We start from the raw sequence: 25,316 nt of genomic DNA, 5'->3' as shown, positions 1-25,316 counted from the left end.
GACCATATCAAGTTCGGCGGTTCATGATGATCGCAATATCTCATTCGGAACACTGGGGTTCTCATGGACATGGTCAAGGCGCGGTTCGAAATGCTCGACGAGCGGTTCGCCCGGGTCAACGGGGACGAGTGGATGCGACGCCTGCACACCGGCTGCCGGTGGACCGAAGGGCCCGCCTACTTCCCGGCCGGGCGGTATCTGGTGTTCAGCGACATCCCGAACGACCGCGTCCTGCGCTGGGACGAGACCACGGACGCGGTCGGCGTGTTCCGTGAGCCCGCCGGATTCCACAACGGGCACACCGTCGACCGGCAGGGCAGGCTCGTCAGCTGCGAACAGGGCGGCCGCCGGGTGACACGCACCGAGCACGACGGCACGACCACCGTCCTCGCGGAGACCTACCAGGGCAAGAGGTTCAACAGCCCCAACGACGTGGTCGAGTCCTCGGACGGCGCGATCTGGTTCACCGATCCCAGTTACGGCATCGACAGCGACTACGAGGGCCATCAAGCCGAGAGCGAGATCGGCGCCTGTCACGTCTACCGGGTCGATCCGGTGGACGGTTCGGTGCGGATCGTCGCGGACGACTTCTCGCGCCCGAACGGGCTGGCGTTCTCACTCGACGAGTCGCGGCTCTACATCGCGGACACACGCCAGAATCCCAGCCACATTAGGGTTTTCTCGGTGGACGAGGGGCGGCTCTCCGGCGGCGAGGTCTTCGCGACGAGCGACGCCGGTGGTTTCGACGGCGTGCGCCTGGACGCCGCCGGGCGGGTCTGGGCCGCCGCGCACGACGGCCTGCACTGCTTCGCACCCGACGGCACGCGGATCGGGAAGCTGCGCGTGCCGGAGGTCTGTTCGAACCTGACCTTCGGCGGGCCGCGGCGGAACGACCTGTTCATCACCGCGTCCAGTTCGGTGTACACGCTGCGGGTGAACTTCTCGGGGCCGCGGTTCTAGCGCAGCAGGCCTTCCCGGATCGCCACGCGGACGAAGCCGGCGCGCCGCCGCTCGCCGGTCTTGTCCCGGATCCGGTCGAGATAGGACCGCACCGTCCGCACGCTGATGTTCAGGATCTCCGCCACGTCGACGTCCCGTTCACCGGCCGCGACCAGCCGCAGGACCTGCTTCTCCCGTTCGGACAGGACGATCTTGGGCCCGGCGTGGCGGTCTTCGCTGTCCTGGATGATCATCCCGGCCAGCGTCGGCGACACGTACGCGTTGTCTTCGGCGATGGTGCGGATGGCGCGCAGGAGTTCGTCGCCGTCGACGTCCTTGGACAGGAAGCCCTTCGCCCCGGCCTGCATGGCGCCCAAGACCTCGGGCTGCTCGGCGTGCGCCGACACCACGAGCACCTTGTGCCCCATCTGCCCCACCTCGAGCACCGCGGCGGCGTCCTGGACACCGCGCAGCTTGAGGTCGAGGACGACGACGCTGCCGGGAGGCTGCTCCTGGACGGCGAACCGCGCGACGGAGTCGGCGACGGCGCCCAGCTCGATGTCGGGCGCTTCGGTGAGGACACGCGCGACGGCGTCCCGGTACAACGGATGATCCTCGATCACCCCGACGTTGATCGGCGTACTGCGTTTCGGCTGCTGCTCGTCTGCGTTCACCGGCGTCCTTCGAATCCGCCCGCGTCGGCGCGGGGCGCGACCGGCCGAGACGGACCGGGCACCTCCGGCGGAGACGCGAGCCCGAGCTGGATGGCCTTGCGGACCAGACCGGCCCGCCTTCTCTCTCCGAGTTTGTCACGGATCCGGTCCAGATAACCGCGGACCGTCCGAACTCCGATGCCCAGGATGCGGGCGATGTCGACGTCGCGTTCGCCCGCCGCGACGAGCCGCAGGACCTGCTTCTCCCGCGCGGAAAGCGCGACGTCCGGAGCCGACACGGGACGGTCGGCGTTGTCCTTGATGATCATTCCGGCCACCACCGCGGAAACGTAGGCCCGGCCTCGCGCGACCGTCCTGATCGCGGTCAGCAGTTCGTCGACGTCGACGTCCTTGGACAGGAAACCCTTGGCACCGGCCGCGATCGCGCCGAGCACCTGCTCGGGCTCGGCCTGCGCGGACACCACGAGCACGTGATGACCCAGTTCGCACACCTGGAGTACGGCAGCCGCCCCGGCGGTCCCCGGCAGGCCGAGGTCGAGCAGTACCACGCTGCCGGGCGGCTGCGGATGCACGTGGAACCGGGCGACCGAATCGACCACCGCGCCCAGTTCGATGCCTTCGGCCTCGGTGAGGACCCGGACCACGGCGTGCCGGTACAACGGATGGTCTTCGATCACCGCGACGTCGACCCGGTCGGTCTCCGGCCTGTCTTCAGTCCTCTGCACGTTCCCGATCACCCCGTCCCACCCGCCGCGGACACCGCACGTCCCGCTTGTGCCGGATCCAGCGCGGGCCCGCGCGGAACCAGTGCCAGCAATCCATTCGGAACCGGTTGCCGTTCGGCTTGGCCGTAGCCGAGGGAAGCGAGTGCCTCAGTGCTCGCCACCGGGTACTTCTGGCCCGTGTCGGTGACGACGTAGACCGTGCCGGAACCGGATTCCGCCACCACCGCGCCTCCCGACGGGGGCACGAAGACGGCGTCGGCGACCAACGCGTCCGTCCGCGCCGTCACCGGGATCGCCTTCGCACCTTGCGGCAACGGGACCTGTGCGGAGATAACGATTCGAGAACCCTGTGCGCATAACGTCACGGACTGTCCGGTAACGGGCGCTTTTCGCGGGATCCGGTCCGGATACTCCGCGGGATCGGCCCCGCCCGCCCTCGCCGTGCCGACCTTCGGCACCGCGGCGACGTCGGCCGCGCGCACCGCGACGGGCGCCGGGACACCGGTGTAGGCATCGGCGTTCTGCGGGGTGTTGATCAGCAGGCTCGCCTCGGTCTGGCCGATCGGTTCGAGCCCTTCGGCATGGACGAGGTAGTACGACGTCGCGTCGTTGGGCGACGCCATCGCGTCGACGACGCCGAGCACCGAACCGACCTTCGTCGCGGTGCCGCCGACCTTCGGGCCGGGGCGCCCCGCGTCGTCGACCGCGCGGTAGGCCAGATCGCGTCCGGCGGGGACGGTGCCGATCCACCGGGAGGACACCGCGATCGCCGGGTAGGTGTCGAACTGCAACGCCGTGGCGGCTTCCGAAGTGAGCTTGTAGCGGCGCCCTGCCGTCACGAGGTAGCGCTCCCCCTCGGGAACGCGGACCACGACGGCCTGGTCCCTCGGCAGGTCGATCCCGGCGGCGGGCGCGCCGAGGAGCACCGTCGTCTCCGGTTCGGCCGACGCGGGAGCGTCCTGGGTCGTCCGCGAGCAGCTCGTCCACGGGGTGTTCACCAGCGCGGCCGACGCGGGCAGCGAGTCGGGGGCACCGGGGATACCGATCTGCGAACCTCTCGGCGCCTTCGCGAGCTTGTCCGAAGGGACGGTCACAGTGGCCTCGCCGTTGCCGCCCGCCATCAGCCGCGCGGAGGCGTAGTTGAGCACCGGATGCAGAGCGCCGTCCTGGCCGAGGATGTAGCGCGCGCCGGTGCCCTCCTCGACGATCACCTTGCCGCCGGCCAGCCAGTCCTTGCCGCCGGAAGGGTTCAGCAGGCCGATCACGCCGAACACCGCGGTGACCAGCAACGCCACGCCGAGGCCGCACAGGGTGCCGATGACGAGCCTGCGGCTCGGGGCGACCGGATGGTTGGCGTCAGCCGAGACCAGTGCCGAAACCAGTCTCCTGCGGAGGAATTGGTAGGCCTGGATCTGGTCCCGCTGCGTCCACACGCTCCCGTCCCCCGCCGTTCGTGCCCACCCGTTCGAGGGTGCTCACGTTAGGTTCAGGCGCCGGTTCGCGGTGAGGGTATTTTTTACGCCCCTCCCCCGCGCGGGGCGGGGTTACCGTCGGGCGCGTGCACGGAGAAGGGGAATTCCTTGTCGGTTGATGCCCCGGCCCGCCCGGCCCAAGAACACGCTCCCGCGCATGCCGTCGCGGGTGCGGCGCCACTGCGCTGGCTGCTGCCGATCCGCCCGCCGCAGGCGGCGCTCTGGGAGATCGCCGGGATCGCGATCCTACTGGCCTTCACCGTCGACGGGATCCCGCAGGCCGCGCGGATCAGTATCGCCGCCGTCGCCGGCGTCCTCGTGCTGACGACTTCGGTCCGTTTCGCCGGACGCCATGCCGCGGGCTGGGTGCTCACTTGGGCCGGTTACCGGCTGAAGCGCCGGGAAAAATCCGAAGTCCCCGATCCGCTGCACCGGCTCGCCGGTCCGGTCCGGGTGCGTCAGCACGTCGACCGCGCGGGCAACCGTTTCGGCGTCGCCGAGGTGAGTGACGGATGGAGCGCGATCGTCCGGCTCACCCCCGGCGCCGTGGCGCCCGCATCGGACACGCTCGTCGGCATCCTGCGTGACGCGTACACGAGCACCGGGATCCCTTTGTCCAGCGCGCAACTGCTGACCTGGACCGTCCCCAATGGACATTCGGTGCTGCGCGTCCGCTGGCTCACCGTCCGGTACCGGCCCGAGGAGGCGCCGATCGCGGCGCTCGCCAGGGGCGGCGGGGAACTGGGCGCGCTGCGGAGCACCGCCTGCGCGGCGCTGTCGCTCATGGGCTCGCTGGCCGAAGCCGGCTTCGAAAGCACCGTGCTCGAAGCCGGTGAGGTGGCGGAAAACCTGCGCGTCGCGCTCGGCAGCGGCCAGGGCGCGCCGGTGGACGGCTGGCGGTCCTGGGACGGGGGCGGCGCGTCGCAGGTCTGTTACCGGCCCCGGTCGGAGCGGGATCTCGCGCGGACACTGGATCTTCACGTCCCCGGCTCGGCGTTCACCGCGACTTCGTACACGCTGTACCGCTCTCCTGGCGGGCGCGAGAAGTCCGAGGTGACCATCCGGGTCGGCGGTCGGCCGGGGGCGGAAACGGTGCGGCCGAGCGGGATCGCGGTGACCCCGCTGCACGGACGGCACGCGGCGGCGGTGCGGCGGACCCTGCCGCTGGCGCTGGAGAACTGAGGGGACGGTCCGTGGAGGATTCCTTTCTTCTCTGAGGGTAGGGAAGGAGTCCTCCACGGACGCGACGCGTTTCGTCCTCTGAATGCGGGAAGAGAAGATCAGCCCCGCACGGCCTCGTAGACCCCGGCGATCATGCCGACGAACGGGACCAGCGAGAGCAGCACGAGGAACTCGACGATATCGAGAGTCCTTGCCCAGTAAGGAGAACGACGTCCCTTCGCGACACGCGTCGCGTAGGTGAGACAGACGCCCGCCGCGACCACGACGGCACAACCGGCGGCGAAGATGAACGAGCGCGGGCCGCCCGCGGCGAGCCAGAAACCGGCCGCCGCCAGTGCCGCCGCACCGAACCCGACGAGCACGAGCCGCTGCGAACGGCCGGCGAACGCGCGCGAGCGCAGCATCAGCGCCAGCCCCAGCAGCGCGCACAGACCCGCTTCCCAAGCCCCGCCGGACGACGACAGGACCACCGACGCCGAGACCACGACGAGCCCGAGCGCGACGAGCAGGCCGGTCAGCAACGCCTGCGCGTAGGTCGTGCCGCCGACCATGTCCTCGCCGAGCGAAGGGTTCTCGTCGGCACGGAACGAGTCCATGTCGTCCGGCACCCGTGGCAGCGGCAGCCTGCCGAGCCGCAGCGCCATCATCGGCGCCACCGCTGCCAGTGCCGTCGCCACGACGGCGACCACGGCGGCCGCCGAGACCGGGCGGACGTCGGCCAGCAGGACGACGGCGGTGGTGATCGCGCCGAGCCCGGCCGCGACGGTCACCGCGACGAACCACGGCAGCCGATCCGCCACCGAAACGGCCGCGATCACGCCGTACACGGTCACCACGGCGAGCCCGGCGGCCAGCGGTCCCGCCGACAGGGAGAACAGCGGATGCGGCGACAGGATCGACATCCCGGCCAGCAGAGCCGCGCCGACCCCGGCGAGCGCACCGGCGGCACCGGCCTCCGCGTCGCCGTACGCGCGGCTCAGCGCGCCACCGCCCAGCACCAGGACCAGCGCGAGCAGCCCGGTCCCGATCGGCGCGAGCACGCTCCCGGACGCCGCCGCCTGCACCAGCAGCCCACCGGCGAGCAGCAGCACCACGGACGCGACGATGCCCGCCTTGCGCGCCACCGACGGCCCCCAGCGGCCGGTGCCCGACTCGGCCACGCTGGCGATCGAGTCGACGACGTCGTCGAACAGCAGCGGACCCCGCGGGCGTTCCCGCGGGGTCAGATGGAGGACTTCGCCGTCGCGCACCTGCGCGGCGGCCACCGTGAGCCCGAGCGCGAGCGGAGCGCCGCCGAGCCGGGACAGCACCCAGCCGGGATGCTCTGCCGACGCTTGCCCCGAAGCACCCGCGAGCCGCACGAGCTGCGGGACGAGTTCGGCGAACGTGCTTTGCTGCGGCAGCGCCACATCGACGCGCGCCCGCGGTGTCACCACCGTGACGCGCCGGGTGGAGCCCGCGATCGCGGCCGTCATGCTTCGATCGACTTGGCGGACTCGATGACCGGGGCGAATTTGGCGCTGCTGGCCTCGGCCAGTTTCTGCAGCCCGTTGTTGACCGCCTCCAGCACGATCTCCGAGAGGTTGCGCGCGTCGTACTGACGCATCGCGCGCGGGTCGATGTCGATCGAGGTGAACCGGCCGTCTCCGCGCAGCACGACGGTGACCTCGTTCTGCCGGGAGTGCGCCTTGACCTCCATCGCCTCGACCGAACGCTGGATGCGCTGCACCTCTTCGGTCTGCTTGCGGACCTGGTCCAGCAACTCGTCCATATCCGGCATGGCGTAGGGGTCGGTGGTCACGAGTCTTCTCCTTCATCTGCGGTGGTACCCCGCCGGACGTGGACGCTGCCCACGAACCGCCGGAAGTCGTCGCCGAGGCCGCGGGCCGCCTCGGGGGTCGCGGTGCAGGCGATCTCGAGGATCAGCCGCTCGGCCGGGTTCGCCCCTGGCACGGTCAGCAGCACCTGCGTCTGTACGAGATCCTGTCCTTCGCCGGTGCGGATACGCAGCACCTGCGTCACCCCCGGCGCGATGCCGGTGCCGATCACCTTGCGCCGCACCACTTCGAGCGCGGCCATGGACCTGCCGAGGCGTTCGACGGCCTCGTCGGCGATGTCGGTGATCTGTGCCTGGTCCGGGCGTTGCCCGACGCTCAGGGTGATGTTCGGGATGAACTCCGCGTCGGTTCCGCGGTGCACCGCGACGAAGACCGCGCCCTCGGCGCCGACGGACGACGGCTCGACCGGCACCCAGCCGTCGGGGATGTCGAAGCCGAGCGGAAGGGAGACCCGGTCCTGCGTCGCCATGTCGTTCATTCCCGTCACCACGTGCCCACGTAGGAGATCGCGTCGTCCCACGCCTCGCCGACGGCGTCCGCCGCCTGGCCCGCCGCGCCGCTCACCGCGTCGACGGCCGCGCCGCCGTATTCGCCGACGGTGTCCGCGATCTTGGGCAGGTCGATGTCGATCTTCGCGCCGAGCCCGGCACCGAGACCGAGCGCGACACCCGCCTTGAAGTTGACCTTGATATGCCCGGCGTCGTAAACGGCCTGGCCGTCCAGCTGCGCGCCGAGTCCATATTGGAGGGTGCCGCTCGCGCCGACACCGACACCGGCCACGTCCGCCGCGAGCTCGCCTTCGATCTTGCCGCCCACGAACGCGTTGGCGTGCACGCCGACACCGTGCGCGCCCGCCTGCAGCGAACCGTTCACCTCACCACCGACGAACGCGGTCCCCTTGGCACCGGCCGATGCGACGCCCCACTCGCCCTTACGTTCGAGTTCTTCCTTGAAGGCGGCCAATTCGGCGTGCCCGGACGCTTTGAAGTCCCAGCCCTGTGTGGAGATCTTGGCGTCCCACCCCGGGGTGAAGCCGTCCTGCTCCTGCTTCCACTTGGCGTAGGTGATCTCGGTGTTGCCCCAGACCTTGTCGCGCAGGCCTTCCGGCTTCGGCCTGCCGAACGGGGTTTCGCCGGCCCGCGGGGCGCGCGTGCCTTCGAGACCGTCCCAGGTGAGCTTCTTCCAGCCGGAATTGCCGAACCACGAAGGATGCGAACGCGGGCGCTTGCGGCCGTCGAGCGCTTCGCCGTTGAGCCAGTACAACGGGCCGCGGCCCCACTTGCCGAGTTCGTGCTCGATCCGGCCGGTGCCCTCCGGCGGGAACAGCCGCGCGAGTTCCTCGCTCAGCTCGTCGGCGATCTCCTGTGCCGCCTGCGCGGCCCGTTCGCCGAGCTGACGGGCCGCGGAGATGAACGCGTTGACCGCGTTCGCGTTCGCCGTCCGTGCCTGGCTGGTGAGCTGCGCGGCGTACTGGTCGAACTGGGCGAGGATCGAGTCCACACAGGACTTGGCGCCCTGCAGCGCCTGCGCGCCCGCCCGCAGCCGGTTCGACTGGTCGCTCAGTTTCGCGCCGAGCTCGCCGAGTTCCTGGCTCAGTTTCGTGGCGGAGGCGGAGAACGCCGTGTAGGCGTCGCCTTCCCAAGACGCGTTGAGCGCCTTCGACGCCTTGCCGATCTCGTCCGCCCGGCCGGAAACCGTCGACGCCCGGTCGCCGCACCGCTGACCGGCCGCGGTCAGCGCCGAAGGGTCACCGGTGACCCGCCGCTGGTACTCGACCACGAGCCGCCGGTAATTCGACAGGATCGAGCTGACGACGCCCGAAGCGTCGACCACACCGCTCCCCCACACGGTTTACCTGCCCTTCGCCGGTGAATCCGCGCCTGCGTCGATGTCGATGTGCTGTTCGAAGTGCTTTCCGCCGTAGTTCATGTCGATGTCGATATCGATGTCCTGACCCCCCGGCGCCTGCACGGTGGACTTCCCGGTGCTCAGGTCGGTGGTGATGGTGACCGTGTTCCCGTTGCCCGCGCCCGCTCCCGGGAACGAGCCGCCGGAACCCGCACCGCCACCCGAGGGTCTGTCCACCGGGATCCAGGCGTCGGCGCCGCCCGGCCAGTTGCCCTGGGAACCGTTGCCGCCCAGCGCGGGCGGCCGGTACTGGGTGAACGGCGGCGTCTCGCCCGGCGCCGAACCGCCGCCCGAGCCGCCGATCGCGGCCTGTCCCGAACCGCTGGCGACCGACCCCGGCGCCTGCGGATTGGTGACCGGGGTGCCGGAGACCGCCGAGTTGCCCGCCGCGCCGTTGTCACCGGCGTCGTTGTGCCCGAACAGTTTCTGGACCTCGCCGATGATGGTGGCGATCTGGGTGATCTGGTTGGCGAGGTCGACCACGCCGAGCGCCTTCAGCAGCGCGCCGATCGCCGTGATGAACGCGCGCAGCGAAGCGCTGGTGGCGGTGGAAAGCGCGACAGCGGCGCCGTAGGTCCAAGGATTCGACATCAGGCCCGCGACGGTCGGGTTCACCGCCGAGACCACCGCCTTGTAAGCGGTCTGCGCGGTCTTGATCAGCGTCCCGGCGATGCCGAGCAGTTCGGCGCCCTTCTGCACGACCTGGATGATCTTGGTCAGCGAGTTCAGGGAGTCGGTGATCTTCTTCAGCGCGGAATCCGACGCGCCGCCGGACCAGATCTTGCCCAGCTGCTCGGCGGCCTTCGTCACCTCGTTGTACATGGTGAGGAACTCGTTGGCCTTCTTGAGCACTTCGAGCACGTGCTTCGCGATCTGCTCCGGCTGGCCGGTGAGGATCTGCGGCAGGATGGTGATCGGCCCGCCCGAGGACGCCGTGGCGTCCATCGCGCTGGAATTGGGGTAAGTCAGCATGGTCGCTCCTCAGGCCGGAAGTCAGACGGAAGCCGGGCGGTAGACGCTGACCTTCGCCAGGCCGTTGATGTCCGCGTCGACGATTCCGTGGTTGTAGAGCAGCCCGCCCTCTCCGGCGATGGCGATGATCGGCTTGCTGTCGGTGAACAGGAGCGGTTCGACCACGACGACGTCGCCGCTGTGCACGCCGCCCGGCACGTCGCCGAAATTGCGGGCCGTACCGGCGTAGACCTCGATGACCCCGACCCGCGCCTGGTTGTCGGCGTCACCGGCCAGCCAGTCGTTGAAATCCGAGACGCCGTGGAACCGCGTGTCGGTGATCGGGTGGTCGCCGAGCTGTCCCAGCCGCGCGTCCTGCAGGTAGCGCAGCACGTTGCCGACCGAAGACGGCTCGCCGTCGCCCCCGGCGCTGTCGTTGATGGCCAGCGTCGCCAGCTCGGAGGCGTGCGAGTTCCCCCAGATCGACGAAGACGTCGATCCGGCACCGCCGCCGGGACGGCCGCCGTATCCGCCCGCGACCGCCTCGTCGGCGGCCTGGTACGCGTCGGCGCTGCTCTTGATGAAGCCGTTGATCTGCTGCAGCAGCTGCAGGAGCGTGCGGACCGCGACCACCTGCTGGCTCTGCATCGCCGTGTTGGCCGCCGCCACCGCGCTGCCGAACGTGGCGAACGACATCGGCTGCAGGACGGTGCGTTCCAGGTCGGCGACGACGTTGATGCCCTGCATGATGATGCCGCCCAGGTTCCCGACCGCCGAGCGCATGGCCTCGGGCTCCGCCCGGTACTCGCCCGTGCCGACCATGACTCTCCTTCTCTCGTTCCCCCACGTCTGCGTGACCAGCAGCGTAAGTTCGCCACCAGACGTGAGCGGACGGCAAAAGTACCCACCAAGAGGGCGGCACGAGTGGCCAGAATGATCGGCAGGATTACCCACAAGCGGCCAGAAAGACCCTGATGAGCGCCACTCGCGACCGCCTGCCGGCCCTGGGCGAGCAGCCCGGAGAGATCGTCCTGCAGTCCCCGCCGATGCTGCCGAAGGGCGCTGGCGGCGGAGCCATGCAGCTGCTGATGTTCATGCCGATGATGCTGGGCATGGGCGCCATGTCGTTCGTCTACATCGGACGCGACGGCGGGGTGATGACCTACATCTTCGGCGCGTTGTTCCTCACCGCGATGGTGGGCATGGTCGTGATGTCGCTGGGGCGCGGCGGCGCGCAGAAGAAGGCGCAGATCAACGAGGAACGCCGGGACTACCAGCGGTATCTGACCGGTTTGCGCGGCCAGGTCCGCGAGATCGCGGACAACCAGCGCGCGGCGATGGCGGCGTTGCAGCCCGACCCGGCGGATCTGTGGGCGTACATCGAGACGGGGAGGCTGTGGGACCGCCGCCGGTCCGATCCGCAGTTCGGGCAGGTGCGCGTCGGGACGGGGCCGCAGCGGCTGGCGACCCCGTTGAAGGCGCCGCAGACCGTGCCGCTGGAAGACCTCGACCCGGTGTGCTCGACGAACCTCAAGCACTTCATCCGCACCTACTCGACGGTGGACGGGCTCCCGGTCGCGATCTCGCTGCGGTCGTTCGCGCAGGTCGGTTTGTCCGGACGGCGCCCGGACACCCTCGGCACGGCGCGGGCGCTGCTGACCCAGCTCGCGACCTTCCACTCGCCCGGTGACCTGCGGATCGCGTTATGCGTCAAGAACGACAGGCTGCACGACTGGGAATGGGCGAAGTGGCTGCCGCACGTCGCCTCGACCGCCGCCGACGCGGCAGGCCCGCGGCGGCTCGTGGACGCCGACTCCGGGAAGCTCGCCGACCTCCTCGGCGCCGACCTCGGTGACCGGCCCGCGTTCACCCGTCGGCCGGACGCCCGGCTGGACCTGCCCCAGATCGTCGTGATCGTCGACGGCGGGCACGTCCACGGCGACACCCGGCTCGTCGCCGAAGAAGGCAGGCTCGGCGTCACCGTGGTGGAGATCGGCACCGAGCAGCCGCGTTCGGTCTCGTCGGAACGGCTGCTGAGCCTGCACATGAGTCCCGATCAGCTCGGGATGGTCGTCGGCGACGGGACGGAACAGCGGCTCGGTTTTCTCGGCAAGCCGGACACCTTGGACCGTGGGGCCGCGGAGGCGCTGTCCCGGATGCTGACGCCGCTGTTCCAGGGGGCGGCGGTGGTCAGCGAGGCGCCGATGTCGGCGACGTTCGGGCTGGCGGGGCTGCTCGGCATCGGCGATCCGCGCGACACCGACACCGCGGTCACCTGGGCACCGCGTTCGGCGCGGGACCGCCTGCGGATCCCGCTGGGCATCAACCCCGAAGGCAGGCCCGTCGACCTCGATCTCAAGGAGTCGGCGGAAGGCGGTATGGGCCCGCACGGCCTCGTCATCGGCGCGACCGGATCCGGCAAGAGCGAGCTGCTGCGGACACTGGTCACCGCGCTCGCCGTCACGCATTCTTCGGAGAAGCTCAACCTCGCGCTGATCGACTTCAAGGGCGGCGCGACGTTCGCGGGGATGACGGGGCTGCCGCACACCTGCGCCGTGATCACCAACCTGTCCGACGATCTCGCGCTGGTCGACCGCATGGCGGACGCGCTGAACGGCGAACTGCTGCGGCGTCAGGAACTCCTGCACGCCGCCGGGAACTACGCGTCGGTGCGGGACTACGAAAAGGCCAGGGAATCGGGTGTCAACCTGCGGCCGTTGCCGTCGCTGCTGGTGATCATCGACGAATTCAGCGAGCTGCTGTCGTCGCGGCCGGAGTTCATCGACCTGTTCGTCGCGATCGGGCGGCTGGGCCGGAGTCTCGGGATCCACCTGCTGCTGGCCTCGCAGCGGCTGGAGGAAGGGCGGCTGCGCGGGCTGGATTCGCATCTCTCGTACCGGATCGGCCTCCGGACGTTCTCCGCGTCGGAGAGCCGTGCGGTCCTCGGCGTCGCGGACGCGTACCAGCTGCCGCCCGTGCCGGGTTCGGCGTATCTGAAGTCCGACAACGACACCCTCATCCGGCTCAAGGCCGCGTACGTCTCGGGGGAATTGCCGCCGCGCAGCAAGATCGTGCGCAAGGACGGGCAGAGTCTCGGGCTGATGCCGTTCACGCTGGCACCGGTCGAGATCCCGGTGACCGTCGAAGCCGAGGAGCCGGTCGAAAAGGGCACCGGCGAGACGATCATCGGCGCGATGATCTCGCGGATCGAAGGCAAAGGCCCGGAGGCGCACCAGATCTGGCTTCCGCCGCTGGCCGAACCGCCCACCTTGGACCAGCTGCTGCCGCCGCTCGGCGAAGACCCCGAACGCGGCCTGTGCCCGCTGGGCTGGGGCGGCAACGGCAAGCTGATGATCCCGGTCGCGTTGGTGGACAAGCCCTTCGAGCAGCGGCGCGACATGCTGTGGGCCGATTTCTCCGGCGCCGCCGGGCACGCGCTGATCGTCGGGGCGCCGCAGAGCGGCAAGAGCACGCTGATGCGCGACATCGCGGCGATGCTCGCGCTGACCCACACGCCGGAAGAGGTCCAGCTGTTCGTGCTGGACATGGGTGGTGGCGCGCTGGCACCGATCGCAGGGCTGCCCCACGTGTCCGGCTACGCGACGCGGCGCGACGCCCAGCGGTGCCGCCGGGTGGTGGCGGAGCTGACGACCCTGCTCGAACAGCGCGAGGAGTTCTTCTCCGCCAACGGGATCGAGTCGATCACGACGTTCCGCCAGCGGCGCTCGGAGTTCCGGGAGAGTACGGAAGGCCGCGAATTCGGCGACGTCTTCCTGTTCGTGGACAACTGGACCACGATCCGCCAGGAATACGAGCAGCTGGAGGAACAGATCACCAGCCTCGCGTCACGCGGGCTCGGTTTCGGCATCCACGTCGTCGTCTCGATCAACCAGTGGATGGGCATGCGTGCGCCGTTGCGGGACGCGATCGGCACCAAGTTCGAACTGCGGCTCGGTGAACCGGCGGACTCGCTGATCGACCGCAAGATCGCGCAGAACGTCCCGGCGGACCGGCCGGGCCGCGGATTGACCGCCGACAAACTGCACTTCCTCGCGGCGCTCCCGCGGATCGACTCGGACCAGCGCCCGGATACCGTCGGCGCCGGTGGCCTGGATCTGAACCGCCGGATTTCGGCGGCCTGGAATCGTGCGGCGGCGCCGCAGGTCCGGCTGCTGCCTGCCGAGGTCCCGCTGGACTCGCTGGAAGCCGGGCCCCGCAAGCAGGTCACGCTCGGCATCGCGGAATCGAACCTGCGGCCGGTGCATCTCGACTTCGCCACCGAACCGCATTTCGTGGCCTTCGGCGATGTGGAATCCGGCAAGAGTTCGCTCCTGCGGGCGATCGCGCAAGGCATCGTGTCGAAGTACTCCCCGGAGGAAGCGGCGATCGTGGTCGCCGACTACCGGCGCGGGATGCTGGGCGCGGTGCCGGATTCGCATCTGCTCGGCTACGCGGGTTCGGAAACCGTGCTGAACGGGCTGATCGACCAGTGTCAGCAGGCGATGCGGAACCGGCTGCCCGGCCCGGACGTCACGCCGGAGCAGCTGCGGAACCGGTCTTGGTGGCGGGGCCCGGAGCTGTTCGTGCTCGTCGACGACTACGAGATGGTCGCGACCGTTGGCCGGAACCCGTTGCAGCCGCTGCTGGAATTCCTGCCGCAGGCAAGGGACATCGGGCTCCACCTCGTCATCGCGCGCGGCAGCGGCGGCGCCGGCCGTTCCCTGTTCGAACCTGTGCTGCAACGGATCCGGGAGCTGGGCTCGCCCGGCCTCGTGATGTCCGGCTCCCGGGACGAAGGGGCACTGCTCGGGGACGTGAAGCCGGGACCGCAGCCCGCCGGACGGGGTGTGCTGGTGTCGCGACGGCATGGGACGGGGCTGGTACAGGTGGCGTGGACGAAGCCTGTGGAGGATTGAGCTGGGCCGCCTCGTGGGCGGCGCTTCAGTTAGCCAGTCAAGGATGGGCCCAGCGATCCACCGATCGCCTCCGACAGCGCTCCGTGGCGTCTTCCCAGTGATCGTCGGATCGCGTTGATCAGGTTGAGCTGGGCCGCAGCCGGCGCCATACTCGCCTGTTCGAACTCGTGCGCCGTCAAGGCGTGCTCGGTCGTATCCACGCTGGCGCGATCCAGGAAGGTGTTGACCGCCTGGGCGAAGTCGATGATCTCTGCCGCGACCTTCGGCGGCGACACGATGCTGGCCGAGACCAACGCCGCGCTCCACTCGCCCCACTCGTAGTCCCACCCCTGCCGGTCGGCATGGGCACGCTTGAGAACCATCGTGAACTGGGCATAGTGCCCCAGAAGCTCGGCATATGCCGCAAGCTGCTTTTCCCTCAGCCAATGCCGGTCCTGGCTGCGACGAGTGACGAGACCTCCGACCACGACACCGACGGTGGCCGCCAGCGCACCGGCAGCCGTTGTGATCAGGGTGTTCAAAACTGTCATGATCCGCCGGTTCCTACGTGTGAGGGTCATGGACACGGTGGAACCTACTCATGGATCGCGACCGCTGTGCGCGGTTGGCGGAATTCCGGGATGTAGCCCGCAGGAGCGGCGGTCGAGGGCCAAGCCCTAAGTCACGGAACCTTCAAACCCCGAAGTGACGAATAGCGTGGTCCGTCGCACTGTTCCGTAGCGGTCGATGGAGCGTGAGTTGATCGCGTTCGGGTTGAGGCAGGTGATCGGGAGGCGTATTCGCCGTTGGTTGCGCAGCGCCGGGCTGATCGGATGCGAAAGCGTCCAAAGGAACGCAAGGTGCTGAAATCGCCGTTTCTGACTCGCGTGGTGCATGAGGGGCCGCGGAAGAAGTGGTCGCCAATGCAGATCGCGTACAGGCGCGGATTCAGTGGTGATCGAACTCACGTTCGAGTACGATCATGGTTATGACCCAGTCTCTTGCTTTTAATCCGAAAGCCGCTCGTCTTCTCGATGCCGCGTATGACGAAGAGGTGGTGCTTCGTCGTGCGCAGGGGCGGCAGGTGCATTCGATAGCCGGGTTCGCCGCGGTGGGTGGTTCGCGAAGATCGGTGACCGAGGAGGTCGCTTTGGCTTTCTCGGTCTCTCGTAATCAGGCGTATCTGCTGGTCGAGACCTCGTGTGCTTTGGTGGCGCGGTTGCCGAACACGTTGGCGGCGCTGGAGAAGGGTGACATCGATCTGTACAAGGCGTCGAAGGTCAGCCAGTTGACCCGTGAGGTCTCCGACGAGGTCGCCGCACTGGTGGACGCGTTCATGACCAAACGGCTCGCCGGCCGTGATCCCACGGCGATCCGGAAATCGGTGGATCACGCGGTACAGAAATTCGACCCCGACGGCTACCGCGAACGCGCCGAGCGGAAACGCGCGCTGCGGCATGTCTCGCTGGAACACGAAGACGAGACCATGTCGAAGCTGTCTGGCTATCTTCCCGCCGAAGTGGCGAGTTCGGTGTACGCATCGCTGTCCCGCGCGGCCAAGGCCCGCCGCCACTCCGACAAGTCCCGAACGCTGGATCAGCACCGCGCGGACGTTTTCGCCGAGCGGCTCCTGGCCGAGGACGGGCACGGCACCCCTCGCGCGCACATCCACGTCTACGTCGACCTGCTCACCCTGACCGGCGCCCGTGAAGACCCCGCCACCCTGGCAGGCTACGGACCCATCCCCGGCTGGCTCACCCGGGAGATCGCCACCGACCCTGGTTCGACCTGGTCCCGGCTGATCACCGACCCCGCCACCGGTCAACTCCTCGAAGCCAGCCCCGGCACCTACCGGCCCCCGGCCTCACTCGCCCGACTCATCACAGCCCGCGACCAAGAATGCACCCACCCCGGCTGCCACCGCCCCGCCGCGTTCTCCGAGATCGACCACATCACCACCTGGGCCCGTGACGGCAACACCGACCACCACAACTGCCACACCGCCTGCAAAATCCACAACATGCTCAAAGAAGAACCCGGCTGGACCACCGACCCCACCGGCAACGGCGGCATGACCATCACCACCCCCACCGGCCACACCCACACCACCACCCCCGAACCACTCCACCACCCACGACCCCAACCACCGGACGACAACACCCCACCCCTCTAACCCACACACACCCTTGAAGCCACCCGGAAACACACCGGGCGGCAACACCGGCACGCCCAAAACCCGGTCCGGAAGTCGTGCGGTGCACACGCCCGAGAGCGCGCCTGCCAGCGACACCGGCATGCCCTCCGTCGTGCGCGCGACTCGGAACGACCGCGCATCCCTCCGCCACGAAGAACGACCCGGCCCAACTTCACCGAAGCGCTCAGCAGGGCATGTACTGACGCAACGCACGGCGATGGCGGTGGTCATTTCGTTGCCAATGGGTCCGCCAGGCGAAGCGCGAAAAGCGCGTCCACACGCGAGCGTTGATCTCACCCTGGGAGGCAACGAAAGAGCTCCCAGCGAGAGCACCACGCCGACAATGAGCAGCCGGAAAGCGCCTCTCACTCTTCGGCAGCGAACGTCAGCGCGGCGATCTCCCGGGCGCAGGCCAGAGCCTCGTTCACCCCCGTGTCCACCTCGAAGTCGTAGACCACGCCCCGGTGCACGCTCTCGGCCTGCGCCTCCGCCATTCCCGCGACCCGGTCCCCGCGCGCCGTTTCCCGTCCGGCTGCCACGACACCGTCACATCGGACCCCGACCCACAGCACCTCAAGCCCGTCCAACGCGTCACGCCACCGCCGTTGTGATGCGGCGCCACCCAGGAAAACGTCGTCGACGATGACCCGGGCACCCGCCCGCGCCATTGCCGCGACACCGGCCATCCACGCGTCCTCGAGCCGCCGGAAGCCGCATCCGACATTCACCCCGCCGTCCGCGGCGAAATCGATCCCCTTGTCCACCGCGGCGGGCATGGCGTCGATCAAGGTGTCCACGCCGAGGGTGAGCCAGGGGTCCGGCAGTACCGCTTGCAGGCACCGGGCGATCCCCGACTTGCCGGAACTGGAGCCGCCGTTCAGCACGATCACCGTTGTCGTCACGCTGACAGCCTAAAGACGAACGCTTTTCCAACAAAACGGATACAACGGACGGCTCAATACTTTCCTCGCGACGTTTACCGACTTCGGTAGGTTACCAAAACCCTTACCGCCGCCTAACTTGGTGAAACCGTTTCGACTCGAAACGGTTTCCCCGACGCAGGCCGAAGGGCGTATTCATGCGTATGTCCAAGATTGTCGCTACGGTGGCGGGCGCCGCCGCGGCACTGACCCTTGCCGCCACCCCCGCCGCGAACGCGGGTCAGGACATCATCGGCGGCGGCACCGTGAGTTCCGCGCCGTGGGGCGCCCAGATCTACTGGGACGACGCCACCGCGTTCGGCGGTTTCAACTGCTCCGGCACGATCATCGCGCCGCAATGGGTCCTCACCGCGAAACACTGCCTCAACAAGCCCGGCATGCATGTCAAGGTCGGCAACGTCAACCTGAACCAGGGCACCGAGGCCGACGTCGACCAGCAGAAGGCCGCCCCGCGCGGCGACATCGCCCTGCTGCACCTCACGACCGCGGTCAGCACGACGTACATGAAGCTCGGCACCGCGAACCCGGCCAACGGCACCACGAATCAGATCTACGGCTGGGGCCGCACCCAGGGCAACAATCCGCCTTCGAGCGTCCTGAAGACGGCCGACGTCCGCATCACCGGCACCAGCAGTGACGCGTACGGCGGCCAGGCCATCGCCAGCGTCGGCATCAACGGTTCCGCCTGGCACGGCGACTCGGGCGGCCCGCAGCTTTCGAACGGCGTCCAGGTCGGCGTCTGCTCGACCGGCAGCAATTCCGGTACGAACCCGCAGGGCACCCAGAACTACGCCAGTGTCGCGGCGAGCCGCGATTGGATCCGCACCACCGCTGGAGTCTGACCCGAAAAGGAAAAGGGGCCGTTCATGGCGAACGGCCCCTTTCCGGATTCTCATGTCAATTGATGCATCGGCCGCGAAGCCCTGAGCGAAAGCGCCGATCCCGCGGCCACGACGGCGATGATCCCGGTGCCGGCGACCAGCGTCCAGAAATCCGGGTGCACGATGGACTGTCCTCGCTGAGCCTGCCAAGTGAGCAGCACGAGCAGTCCCGCGAAGCCCACCGAAGCGGTCCGCACCAGATTCCGCCGCACGAATTCCGATTCGAGCACCGGATACCGCCGGGCGAGTTTGAGCAGCCCGAAAGCGACCAGCGGCAACACCTGGATCGCGTGGATCCCGAAGAAATGCGGGATGCGCATGTCCCCGCCGACCGTGCTCCACCCCAGCACGGGCAGCCCCGGCCCGCCGTCGGGCACACCGACCGCGTGGGCGCCGACGATCGACGGCCGTTCGCCGGCGCGGAACTGGGCCAGTTGCTGCTCGTTCGGCCCGAACATCAGCAGCGCGATCCCGATTCCGGCGACCGACAACGCGGCACCCGCGCGCAACGCGGAACTCATCGCCCGGTCGGGAAGACGTTGGAACAGCAGGAGAATCGCGATGGCCGCCGTCACTCCCCAACCGGTGAAGGCGCCGTTCGCGACCATGTTGTTGATCCACTGGTCGAGCGGGGTCTCCCGGTTGAAGTGCAGCGTCCGCCCGCGGACGGCGATCTGCCAGAACAGCAGCGCCATGTCCAGGCCGAGGCCGACCGCGAACACCGTCCCGAGCCACCAGCCGAGCCGCTTGCCCCGGGTCAGCTGCCCGATCAACCAGGCCAGCGTCACCGCGTAGAGCCCCACGGAAATCGTGAACTTGAGCGGTTTGAGCCAAATGGGCGCGTTGACGAGGCTGCGATCGTCGAAGACCAGGCCGCCGAGCGCGATCACCCCGAGCACCGCCATCGCCGCCGCCAAGATCATCAACGGGCGATGCGGTACTGCCCTGGATCCCTTGTCCACCATGGATTCGAGCGTGCCGGGAAGCTCCGATCCGGACACTGGAGTACTCCCCCAGATCGAAGGTGGGGGAAGCCCTACCGCCGACCTGTGGGTAATAGTGCCGTCACCGCGACCGGCAGTTGTGCCGTTTGACCGCACTCCCCTCTTTTCTAGCGTGTCCTTCACAAGAGCAGACAGGGCGTCCCCTGGTGCTCACCGGGATTTCCAGCGAGATGAGAGGAGGTGGCCCATCAATGACCGGTACGGGATATCAGGCAGACGCAGCTGCGATGGCGCGCGCCGTCCAGGGGTTCGAGGAGACCGCGTCGAACGCCAAGACCACGATGGCCAGCCTGGAGAGCGAGCTGACCCAGACCCTGCACAACTACAAGGGTGACCAGGCCGTCGCGTTCTGGGACCTGCAGCGCCGCCTGCAGGAGAAGATGACCATCGCCGTGAACGAGCTCAACACGATGTCGCGCCTCGTTCACGAGAGCAACCGGAACTACAACTCGGGTGACGAGCAGGTCCGGGAAAGCCTCACCGGCGTCAGCGGAGTCGTCGACCAGACCGTGATCCACCGGCTGAACCCCTGATCCGCGAGAGGACCACCAATCATGGCTGACGTCGTCGAAATCAACTTCGCCGCGCTGCAGCACAGCTCGGCCTCGCTGGCCGCCAAGGCCAAGGCGCTCACCTCACAGCTCGAACAGCTGCACACCAACCTGCAGCCGATCACCCAGACCTGGTACGCCTCCGGCAGCTCCGCCGGTGAGGCCGCCCGTGCGTCTGAAACCCGCCTGCGCCAGGCCACCGCGGACATCGTGGCGATCATCGCGCAGTTCGGTGGCAAGGTCGGCGACGCCCACGATCTCCAGCACAGCCTGGAGAACCGCAACCAGGGCCTGTTCGCCGGCTGATCCCCATCCGTCGGCCGGCCGGTGCTTTCACCCCCCTCGGCACCGGCCGGCCGGCTTTGCGCGTAGTCGTCCCTTGTTGGCATGGCCGATCACGAGAGAGCCGGGATCAATGCAAGACCAGTCGTACTACGTCCATCTGGAATCACTGAAGGACTTCGTGCGGGAACTGGAGACCCAGATCCACGCGATGTCCAAGCCGAACGACTTCCTGCTGACCCTGAGCGAACAGCCGCTGCTGTTCGGCGAGTTCGGGGAGGCGGGTTCACTCAACAAGGCGCACCAGGAGGCCGTCGCCGAGATGCAGGGCCTGCTGGATCAGGTCAAGGGCGCGATCACGTTCGCGCAGGACGTCACGACGACCGTCGCCGACGGTTACGCGGCGGCCGACGATTCGGTGGCGGGCGACATGAACCACTCGAGCCAGCAGACCGGGCTGCTCGATCCGTTGCTCAACGTCCTCGGGGGCGTGCTGGGCGGTAACAGCGGCTCGAACGGCGGGGGGAACAAGGGATGACCGGCACCGCGCACACGAACTTCGCCGCGTATTCGCACCAGCAGCTCTACGCGATGCTGCAGGCGGGCGACCCCAACACGGCACGCCACGCGGCCCACAAATGGCAGTCCACCGGCTCCGGGCTGTTCGAACAGGCCGAGAACCTGACCGGCGAGCTGAAGGACTTCTCCACCAGCTGGACCGGCGGAGCGGCCGACAAGTACCACACGATGATCACCGACCTCGTCGGCGGAATCCGCAAGGTCGCCCAGACCGCGAACGCGATGAACCACCTCCTCGAGGACGCGGCGGACGCGCTGGTGAAGGCCAAGAAGGAGATGCCGCCGCCGGTCGCGGTGCCGGACGTCTCCCCCGCCGATCTCGCGCTGGCCGTCAATCCGCCGCTCCTGCCGCCGGATTCGTCGCAGGCGACGATCATCAGCGCCGCCCAGCAACGACAGCAGGCCATCGCGAACGTCGAAGCACAGCAGCAGGCCGCGAGCGCGGCCAGCGCGGCGCACAGCAAGGCGATCGTGGTGATGACCCAGCTCGCGGGCGAGTACTCCACGGCCGAGGAGTCGATCCCGGCCTCGCCGAACGCCGTCGCCCCGCCGCCGGTCACCGGTGGCGGCACGGCCCCGGGCGGCTCGATCGGCAACAACATCGGCGGCACCCCGGGCGTCGGCGTCGTTCCGGGCGACAACACGCATCCGCTGCCCTCGGATGGCTCCACGCCGCCCACCACCGGGCAGCCCGGCCAGCCGCCCAAGTCGAACCCGTTGTTCGGCGACATGTTCACCGCAGGTCTCGCCGCGGCCTCGGCCGCCGCGTTCGGCCGGTTCGGCTCGATCATGCCGCGGGTGCCCGCGTGGGCGAACGGCAAGAACGACAAGGACAAGAACGGCGAGCCCGCGGGCGGCGGTGCCGGTGCGGCGGGCGCGACCGCGGGCGGCGCCGGCGGCGGCATCCCGGTCGGCGGTGGCGGCGCGCCGTCGCTGGACGGTGGCGCGATCGGCGCCGGCGGTGGCGGCGGGTTCTCCGGCCCCGGCGAGGCTCCGGCCGCGTTCTCCGGTCTGGCGGGCGACGGCGGCTCGGGCAGCGCGATGAGCGGTCTGGCGGGCGGAGCGGCCGGTGCCGCGGGCGCGGCGGCGGCCAAGGGCGCGATGCCGATGATGCCCATGATGCCGATGGGCATGGGCGCGGGCGGCGACATGGGGTCCGGACGGCGGATCCCGCCGTGGCTCGTGGAGACCGAGAACGTCTGGGGCCAGTCGTCCCCGGTCGCTCCCGCCGTGCTCGGCGAAGAACCCGAACAGTACTGATCTATTTCGACCAGGAGAGGCGGCTCGGTGATGGCATCCAGTGCGGGCGGTTACCGAGTCGCCCCCGCCAGGCTCGAAGCGGCGGCGGCCGAACTCGAACAGCGCGCCGGTGTGCTCAAGACCGCGCAGACCGCGCTGGCGGGTGAGAACGTCCCCGCGACCGCGTTCGGCCAGGTTTCGGCTTCCAGCGCGGCTTCGGCGACTTACACCAAGACGATCAAGGACGTCGCGGGCAAACTCGACGGCCAGATCACCAAGGCGACGGTGATCCATCAAGGGCTGACGGCCGCGGGTGGCGGCTACCGGCGCGCCGACGTCCAGGTCGCCGCCTCGTACCGGTCGCTGATGCCGGAGAACCCGTTGCCCAAGGCCGGGAATCCGGCAGGCGTCGGCGGCGCGGCCGACACCGGGTCGTGGGCCACCGCGATCGCCGAGAACCGCGCGAAGGTCACCGACGCGTTGACCGCCGAACGCGAACGGCTCGCGAATCTGCTGGCGCAGGGCGGGAAAGCCGACGACATCGCGAGCGCGCGCACCCGGATCGCGTTGTACGAGGACATCCTCGCCAACGACCGGCAGATCCTGCGGTTCGACCCGTCCGGCAACGGGCGCATCGTCGAACTGGTCGGCCGCATCGAGCCGGGCACCCGCAACGTCGGCTTGTTCGTCCCCGGCGTCAACACCTCGTTCGACAACTTCCAGAGCTACGCCGACCTCGGCAAGAGCCTGGTCGCCGCGGACGCCACCGGCCGGACCGCGATGGTGGTCTGGGCCGACGGGGTCTTCCCCCAGAACGTCGTCACCGAAGGCCCGGCCGCGCACTACGCGCAGACGATGGCGCCCGATCTCAAGGCGTTCGGCGACGAGCTGCGCGGCCAGATCGACAGCCACGCCGGACCGGGTGTCGTGGTCACCGCCGTCGGGCACAGCTACGGCGGTGCGACCGTGGGACTCGCCGAGCAGCTCGGGCTCAGGGCCGATCAGGTGCTGCATGTCGAGTCCGCGGGTATGGGACACGGGATCTGGAGCCCGAGCGACCTCCCGGCCAGTCAGGCCGGTGTGCAGCGGTACTCCATGACGGCCCCCTTCGACCCGATCGTGATCGCGCAGGGCAACGCGGGGCTGGTCGAATGGCTCGGCGCCGGGCACGGAGCGGACCCCGACCGCTTCCCCGGCGTCGTCGAACTGGAAACCGGCCGTGACGCGAACGGCGATCTGCAGTGGGGTTTCGATTCCCACAGCGGTGTGCTCAAGCCGGGCTCCGATTCGTGGAACAACATCTACGGTGTGATCACGGGTGGCGCGGTCACGCACGAAGGCTTCACCGGCGGCTCGCTGCGCGAGATGGTCATCGAAGGCGTCGGACGAGGCTTGTGAGGGGTTTGTGATGCTCACCAGGAACACGGAACTCGACCCGCTGGCCGAGGACCTCACGGCGGTCATCGACGGTGTCGCCGGCACCTTCGGCACCGCCGCGGAGCGCACCGTGGAAGGCGAACTGGACTGCGACCCCGCCCAGCCGGGCCGGACGCTCTGCTGGCAGTACGGCCTCCGCGTGGACGACGCGACCGACGCGATCCGCAAACTCGTCGACGTCGTCCTGCCCATGCTGGAAGGCCAGGGCTGGCGGTGGCGCGACCGCAGCAACCCGCGCGAGCTGATCGCGCAGTTCAGCCGCGACGGCGCCGACTTCAACGTGCACGTCTCCCGCGCCGGTGACGGCGTGGCCATCGTGGGCTCGACGGCCTGCGTATCCGTCCCCTAAAACCCCAGGGGGTCGCGAAAGACCTCGTGAGCGGCAGTGGTGTCCCCCAGTACACCGCTGCCGCTCACGAGGCGCGGAATCGCGAAGGTTTCCAGCCCCGGCGCTTGCCCCGACGGACCGCGGCCACCACCACGCCCGCCGCGATGGCGAGGGCCACCCCGGCGATGGCGAGCACACCGGAGACCTTGTCCGCCCTGGTGGGAGCCGGGGCAGCCGCAGGGACGACGAAGGTGTCCGGACCGACGCTCGGCGGTCCTCCCGGGCCAGGCGTACCAGCCGGGATCGAGGCGGAAACGGCGGCGTAGGCGTCGATCGCGCCCCAGCCCCGCCGGGGATCGTGCCCACCGCTCGGGCCGCGGTGCGCGGTCAGCGTCAGCCGGGCGACGACCTGCTCCGGCGACAGCTCGGGGTGGTACGCGCGTACGAGCGCGGCGACACCGGCGACATGCGCGGCGGCCAGGCTCGGGTCGCTCACCGGCCACCGGTGCGCCACCGTCCCGCCCGCGCCGGCGGACGTGCTGACCAGTTCGGCGCCAGGCGCGGAAATCCCCACGTAGGAACCGGATTCCGTCTGCACGGCCTCGCCCGCCTGATTGGTCGACCCCACGGCGAGCACGCCCGGTGTGGCGGTCGGGTACGACGTCTGGCCCTGCTGGCTCCCCGCGGCGGGCGAGATGATCAGCGCGCCCTTCTCCTTGGCGCGCGAGACGGCGCCGGTCAGCGCGGGACTGTCGGAAGCGGCCGGGACGGCGATCAGGATGATCCCGGCGCCGCGGTTCAGCGCGGTTTCGATGGCGCCCGCGAGCTGCCCGGGATCGCCGCCGCCGTTCACCTGGGTGTAGCGGATCGGCAGGATCTTGGCGCCGGGCGCGATACCGGTGAACGTCGTGGACGGATCCGGTTGCGCACCGACGATCCCGGCGGCGATCGTGCCCCGGCCGTCGCAGTCTTCGGCCTCGGTGCCCTGTCCGCCGAGGAGCTGCCCCGGCGCGAACTGGCCGTTGCCGCCGTCGACGCCGGTGCCGATCACCGCGACCAGCTGGCCGGTGCCGCGGGACAGCGGCCAGAGCCGGCCGGGATCGATCAGCCGCTGTCCCCACGGGACCGCCGCGGTGTAAGTGCCCGTCGGGTTGGCGCACTGCTCGGCGACCGCCGTCGACGGGACGGGAGTGCCGAGCAGTGCCACGCTGAGTGATCCCACAAACAGGACGCATCCCGCGACGGCACTTTTACCGGCAAAGCCCACCATTCCTCCAGAATTCCCTTGTCACACAA

At 69.3% G+C, this 25,316-nt stretch carries 24 protein-coding genes; 11 read left to right on the top strand and 13 right to left on the bottom strand.

Annotation, left to right across the window (positions count from 1 at the left end; translation table 11 throughout):
- The first annotated feature begins 63 nt into the window (after positions 1 to 63).
- The gene (locus tag ACIBTM_RS43325) at positions 64 to 960 is read left to right on the top strand and encodes an SMP-30/gluconolactonase/LRE family protein (RefSeq protein WP_395882942.1); all 897 of its coding nucleotides are present in this window, start codon (positions 64 to 66) and stop codon (positions 958 to 960) included.
- Here ACIBTM_RS43325 and ACIBTM_RS43320 read toward each other — a convergent pair.
- The 3 genes from ACIBTM_RS43320 to eccB are packed head-to-tail and all read right to left on the bottom strand — an operon-like array spanning position 957 to position 3,771.
- Complete coding sequence (locus tag ACIBTM_RS43320) at positions 957 to 1,613, bottom strand: response regulator transcription factor (RefSeq protein WP_016335996.1); 657 nt, start codon at positions 1,611 to 1,613, stop codon at positions 957 to 959. The two genes, ACIBTM_RS43325 and ACIBTM_RS43320, sit on opposite strands and share 4 nt — an antisense overlap.
- Positions 1,610 to 2,350 carry a response regulator gene (locus ACIBTM_RS43315; protein ID WP_395882941.1) on the bottom strand — a complete coding sequence of 247 codons (741 nt, stop codon included), beginning with the start codon at positions 2,348 to 2,350 and terminating at the stop codon, positions 1,610 to 1,612. Before ACIBTM_RS43315 ends, ACIBTM_RS43320 begins: the two co-directional genes overlap by 4 nt.
- Positions 2,347 to 3,771: a type VII secretion protein EccB gene (eccB, locus tag ACIBTM_RS43310; protein WP_395882940.1), complete on the bottom strand. Its 1,425-nt coding sequence runs from the start codon at positions 3,769 to 3,771 to the stop codon at positions 2,347 to 2,349. The genes ACIBTM_RS43315 and eccB overlap by 4 nt, the downstream gene beginning before the upstream one ends.
- 147 nt (positions 3,772 to 3,918) lie before the next feature.
- Here eccB and ACIBTM_RS43305 point away from each other — a divergent pair, with 147 nt between their 5' ends.
- Positions 3,919 to 4,992, top strand: coding sequence for a type VII secretion protein EccE (locus ACIBTM_RS43305; RefSeq protein ID WP_395882939.1), 1,074 nt, complete (start codon positions 3,919 to 3,921; stop codon positions 4,990 to 4,992).
- A 98-nt stretch (positions 4,993 to 5,090) separates the two neighbouring features.
- Here ACIBTM_RS43305 and eccD read toward each other — a convergent pair whose 3' ends face one another.
- Genes eccD through ACIBTM_RS43275 form a run of 6 tightly spaced genes read right to left on the bottom strand, consistent with a single transcriptional unit; the run spans position 5,091 to position 10,511 of the window.
- Positions 5,091 to 6,467 carry a type VII secretion integral membrane protein EccD gene (gene eccD / locus ACIBTM_RS43300; RefSeq protein ID WP_395882938.1) on the bottom strand — a complete coding sequence of 459 codons (1,377 nt, stop codon included), beginning with the start codon at positions 6,465 to 6,467 and terminating at the stop codon, positions 5,091 to 5,093.
- The gene (locus tag ACIBTM_RS43295) at positions 6,464 to 6,793 is read right to left on the bottom strand and encodes a YbaB/EbfC family nucleoid-associated protein (RefSeq protein ID WP_360971370.1); all 330 of its coding nucleotides are present in this window, start codon (positions 6,791 to 6,793) and stop codon (positions 6,464 to 6,466) included. The genes eccD and ACIBTM_RS43295 overlap by 4 nt, the downstream gene beginning before the upstream one ends.
- The gene (locus tag ACIBTM_RS43290; RefSeq protein WP_395883011.1) at positions 6,790 to 7,299 is read right to left on the bottom strand and encodes a hypothetical protein; all 510 of its coding nucleotides are present in this window, start codon (positions 7,297 to 7,299) and stop codon (positions 6,790 to 6,792) included. The genes ACIBTM_RS43295 and ACIBTM_RS43290 overlap by 4 nt, the downstream gene beginning before the upstream one ends.
- Before the next feature lie 14 nt (positions 7,300 to 7,313).
- Complete coding sequence (locus ACIBTM_RS43285; RefSeq protein ID WP_395882937.1) at positions 7,314 to 8,663, bottom strand: WXG100 family type VII secretion target; 1,350 nt, start codon at positions 8,661 to 8,663, stop codon at positions 7,314 to 7,316.
- Between the two features lie 18 nt (positions 8,664 to 8,681).
- Positions 8,682 to 9,710, bottom strand: a complete 1,029-nt coding sequence (locus ACIBTM_RS43280) for a hypothetical protein (protein ID WP_395882936.1) — start codon at positions 9,708 to 9,710, stop codon at positions 8,682 to 8,684.
- Between the two features lie 21 nt (positions 9,711 to 9,731).
- A complete protein-coding gene (locus tag ACIBTM_RS43275) occupies positions 9,732 to 10,511 on the bottom strand; it encodes a WXG100 family type VII secretion target (RefSeq protein WP_395882935.1) in 780 nt (259 codons plus the stop codon).
- Positions 10,512 to 10,663: 152 nt separating this feature from the next.
- On the opposite strand from ACIBTM_RS43275, the gene eccCa reads away from it, so the two are divergent.
- Positions 10,664 to 14,605 carry a type VII secretion protein EccCa gene (gene eccCa, locus ACIBTM_RS43270; RefSeq protein WP_395882934.1) on the top strand — a complete coding sequence of 1,314 codons (3,942 nt, stop codon included), beginning with the start codon at positions 10,664 to 10,666 and terminating at the stop codon, positions 14,603 to 14,605.
- 29 nt (positions 14,606 to 14,634) lie between these two features.
- Here the strand turns inward: eccCa and ACIBTM_RS43265 are convergent, their stop codons facing one another.
- Positions 14,635 to 15,126, bottom strand: a complete 492-nt coding sequence (locus ACIBTM_RS43265) for a hypothetical protein (RefSeq protein ID WP_395882933.1) — start codon at positions 15,124 to 15,126, stop codon at positions 14,635 to 14,637.
- A 590-nt stretch (positions 15,127 to 15,716) separates the two neighbouring features.
- On the opposite strand from ACIBTM_RS43265, the gene ACIBTM_RS43260 reads away from it, so the two are divergent.
- On the top strand, positions 15,717 to 16,757 hold the full coding sequence (locus ACIBTM_RS43260; protein ID WP_395883010.1) for a DUF222 domain-containing protein: 1,041 nt from the start codon (positions 15,717 to 15,719) through the stop codon (positions 16,755 to 16,757).
- A gap of 386 nt (positions 16,758 to 17,143) precedes the next feature.
- On the opposite strand, the gene cpt is transcribed toward ACIBTM_RS43260, so the two are convergent.
- On the bottom strand, positions 17,144 to 17,680 hold the full coding sequence (gene cpt / locus ACIBTM_RS43255) for a chloramphenicol phosphotransferase CPT (protein ID WP_395882932.1): 537 nt from the start codon (positions 17,678 to 17,680) through the stop codon (positions 17,144 to 17,146).
- A 182-nt stretch (positions 17,681 to 17,862) separates the two neighbouring features.
- Between cpt and ACIBTM_RS43250 the strand changes: the two genes are divergently transcribed.
- The gene (locus ACIBTM_RS43250) at positions 17,863 to 18,561 is read left to right on the top strand and encodes a S1 family peptidase (RefSeq protein ID WP_378371463.1); all 699 of its coding nucleotides are present in this window, start codon (positions 17,863 to 17,865) and stop codon (positions 18,559 to 18,561) included.
- A 50-nt stretch (positions 18,562 to 18,611) separates the two neighbouring features.
- Here the strand turns inward: ACIBTM_RS43250 and ACIBTM_RS43245 are convergent, their stop codons facing one another.
- A complete protein-coding gene (locus tag ACIBTM_RS43245; protein WP_395883009.1) occupies positions 18,612 to 19,565 on the bottom strand; it encodes a hypothetical protein in 954 nt (317 codons plus the stop codon).
- A 230-nt stretch (positions 19,566 to 19,795) separates the two neighbouring features.
- Here ACIBTM_RS43245 and ACIBTM_RS43240 point away from each other — a divergent pair, with 230 nt between their 5' ends.
- The 6 genes from ACIBTM_RS43240 (at position 19,796) to ACIBTM_RS43215 (ending at position 24,041) form a co-directional block, all read left to right on the top strand.
- The gene (locus tag ACIBTM_RS43240; RefSeq protein ID WP_076153289.1) at positions 19,796 to 20,137 is read left to right on the top strand and encodes a WXG100 family type VII secretion target; all 342 of its coding nucleotides are present in this window, start codon (positions 19,796 to 19,798) and stop codon (positions 20,135 to 20,137) included.
- A 21-nt stretch (positions 20,138 to 20,158) separates the two neighbouring features.
- Positions 20,159 to 20,461, top strand: a complete 303-nt coding sequence (locus ACIBTM_RS43235) for a hypothetical protein (protein WP_005155348.1) — start codon at positions 20,159 to 20,161, stop codon at positions 20,459 to 20,461.
- A 109-nt stretch (positions 20,462 to 20,570) separates the two neighbouring features.
- Positions 20,571 to 20,975, top strand: a complete 405-nt coding sequence (locus ACIBTM_RS43230) for a hypothetical protein (protein ID WP_395882931.1) — start codon at positions 20,571 to 20,573, stop codon at positions 20,973 to 20,975.
- Complete coding sequence (locus ACIBTM_RS43225) at positions 20,972 to 22,276, top strand: WXG100 family type VII secretion target (RefSeq protein WP_395882930.1); 1,305 nt, start codon at positions 20,972 to 20,974, stop codon at positions 22,274 to 22,276. The genes ACIBTM_RS43230 and ACIBTM_RS43225 overlap by 4 nt, the downstream gene beginning before the upstream one ends.
- Before the next feature lie 30 nt (positions 22,277 to 22,306).
- Positions 22,307 to 23,653, top strand: coding sequence for an alpha/beta hydrolase (locus tag ACIBTM_RS43220; RefSeq protein WP_395883008.1), 1,347 nt, complete (start codon positions 22,307 to 22,309; stop codon positions 23,651 to 23,653).
- 10 nt (positions 23,654 to 23,663) lie between these two features.
- On the top strand, positions 23,664 to 24,041 hold the full coding sequence (locus tag ACIBTM_RS43215; protein WP_395882929.1) for a hypothetical protein: 378 nt from the start codon (positions 23,664 to 23,666) through the stop codon (positions 24,039 to 24,041).
- A gap of 64 nt (positions 24,042 to 24,105) precedes the next feature.
- Here ACIBTM_RS43215 and ACIBTM_RS43210 read toward each other — a convergent pair whose 3' ends face one another.
- Positions 24,106 to 25,290 (bottom strand): S8 family serine peptidase, encoded by a 1,185-nt coding sequence (locus ACIBTM_RS43210; protein ID WP_395882928.1) that lies wholly within the window; start codon positions 25,288 to 25,290, stop codon positions 24,106 to 24,108.
- Positions 25,291 to 25,316 lie beyond the last annotated feature (26 nt).

The sequence above is a fragment of the Amycolatopsis sp. NPDC049868 genome (assembly GCF_044461365.1).
Classification (GTDB): Bacteria; Actinomycetota; Actinomycetes; order Mycobacteriales; family Pseudonocardiaceae; genus Amycolatopsis.
This window is presented reverse-complemented; position numbering and strand designations above follow the sequence as displayed.